The 1,796-nt window shown below is 64.4% G+C and carries 2 protein-coding genes; one reads left to right on the top strand and one right to left on the bottom strand.

What is annotated here, in order from left to right:
- A partial coding sequence (locus tag QNM96_RS22860; RefSeq protein ID WP_283839112.1) for an FAD-dependent oxidoreductase occupies positions 1-1,210 on the top strand: 1,210 nt, incomplete at its 5' end.
- 52 nt (positions 1,211-1,262) lie between these two features.
- On the opposite strand, the gene QNM96_RS22855 is transcribed toward QNM96_RS22860, so the two are convergent.
- The coding region (locus QNM96_RS22855; protein WP_283839111.1) for a transketolase C-terminal domain-containing protein at positions 1,263-1,796 on the bottom strand (534 nt) is incomplete at its 5' end.

Genomic DNA, 1,796 nt, shown 5'->3' with positions numbered 1-1,796 from the left:
GGAGATGGGCGTCCACGCCGACCCGTCGATCGACATGCGAGCGCTCGTCGAGTGGAAAGACGGCGTGGTCGACCAACTGACCGGCGGCGTCGAAAAGCTCTGTAAGGCAAACGGCGTCTCGCTGATCGAGGGCACCGCGACGTTCATCGACGAGGACGCCGTTCGCGTCGCCCACGGCGGCGAAGGCCAGGGCAGCGAGTCGATCGAGTTCGAACACGCGATTATCGCCACCGGTAGCCGGGCGATGTCGATCCCGGGATTCGATTTCGCCGACGACCCTGTCTGGTCCTCGCGCGAAGCGCTCGAGGCCGAGGAGATCCCGGACGAACTCGTGGTGGTTGGCGCTGGCTACATCGGGATGGAGCTCTCGACGGTCTTTGCGAAAGCCGGCGCTGACGTGACCATCGTCGAGATGCTCGAGGATGCCCTGCCAACGTACGAGGACGACATCGCACGCGTCGTCAGGGATCGAGCCGAAGCACTCGGCATCGACTTCGAGTTCGGTCTCGGCGCGAGCGAGTGGCGCGAGGCCGACGAGGGAATCGAAGTCGTTGCCGCGGACGAAGACGGCGAAGAGTCGGTGTTCGACGCTGATCGGGTTCTGGTCGCGGTGGGTCGCGAACCCGTGACCGAAGCGCTCGAGGTGGACGAAATTGGCCTCGAGACCGACGACCGGGGCTTCCTCGAGACGGACGAGTATACGCGAACAGACCTCGAGCACGTCCTCGCGGTGGGTGATGTGGCAGGGGAACCGATGCTGGCCCACAAGGCTAGCGCCGAAGGGCTCGTCGCGGCCGGGGTCGCGGCGGGCGAACCGGCGGCGCTCGACCAGCAGGCGATTCCCGCCGCGGTCTTTACGGACCCCGAAATCGGGACAGTCGGGATGACCGAAGCCGAAGCCGACGATGCCGGGTTCGAGCCCGTCGTCGGGACGATGCCGCTCCGTGCGAGCGGGCGGGCGCTCTCGATGGGCGAATCCGACGGCTTCGTTCGGATCGTGGCAGACGAAGATACCGGGTTCGTCCTCGGCGCACAGATCGTCGCGCCGGAAGCCTCCGAACTCGTCGCCGAACTGGGCCTCGCGATCGAAATGGGCGCGAAACTCGAGGACATTGCCGGCACGGTTCACACGCACCCGACGCTCTCGGAGGCGGTGATGGAAGCGGCCGAACACGCACAGGGAAAAGCGATTCACACGCTGAATCGGTAGGAAAATTCGGTGTCAAGCCGTTCAACAGATCGTTTCGACCTCGAGGAACGGCTCAGCGATCGACGGTTTCTTTGATCGCCTCTTCGATTTTCGGCGGATGCGGGATGTAGTAGTCTTCCATCGAGAGGAGCGGAACGGGAACGTCGAAGCCGGTGACTCGGTTGACCGGCTTCTCGAGGTACATGAGCGCCTCGTCGTTGATGGTGGCGACGACCTCGCCGCCGAAGCCGCCGGTTTTGGCCGCCTCGTGGACAACGACACAACGGCCCGTCTTCTCGACTGATTCGACGACGGTCTCCTTGTCGAACGGCGAGATGGTCCGCAGGTCGATCACTTCGGCGTCGACCCCCTCGAGGTTGTCGACGGCCTCGGTCGTCTTGTGCATCATCGCACCCCAGGAAATGACGGTAACGTCCTCGCCTTCTTCGCGGACGGCCGCCTCGCCGAGCGGTTCGGTGTAGGAACCTTCAGGAACCTCGTCGCGGATCGAGCGGTAGACGTGTTTGGGTTCCATGAACAGCACCGGATCGGGATCGCGGATGGCGCTGATGAGCATCCCCTTCGCGTCGTGGGGTGTCGAGGGGAT

Origin of the sequence: Halostagnicola sp. A-GB9-2, from assembly GCF_030068615.1 — an archaeon.
Classification (GTDB): domain Archaea; phylum Halobacteriota; class Halobacteria; order Halobacteriales; family Natrialbaceae; genus Halostagnicola.
The sequence above is the reverse complement of the archived record's forward strand: the minus strand, read 5'-3'. Positions and strand labels throughout refer to the sequence as shown.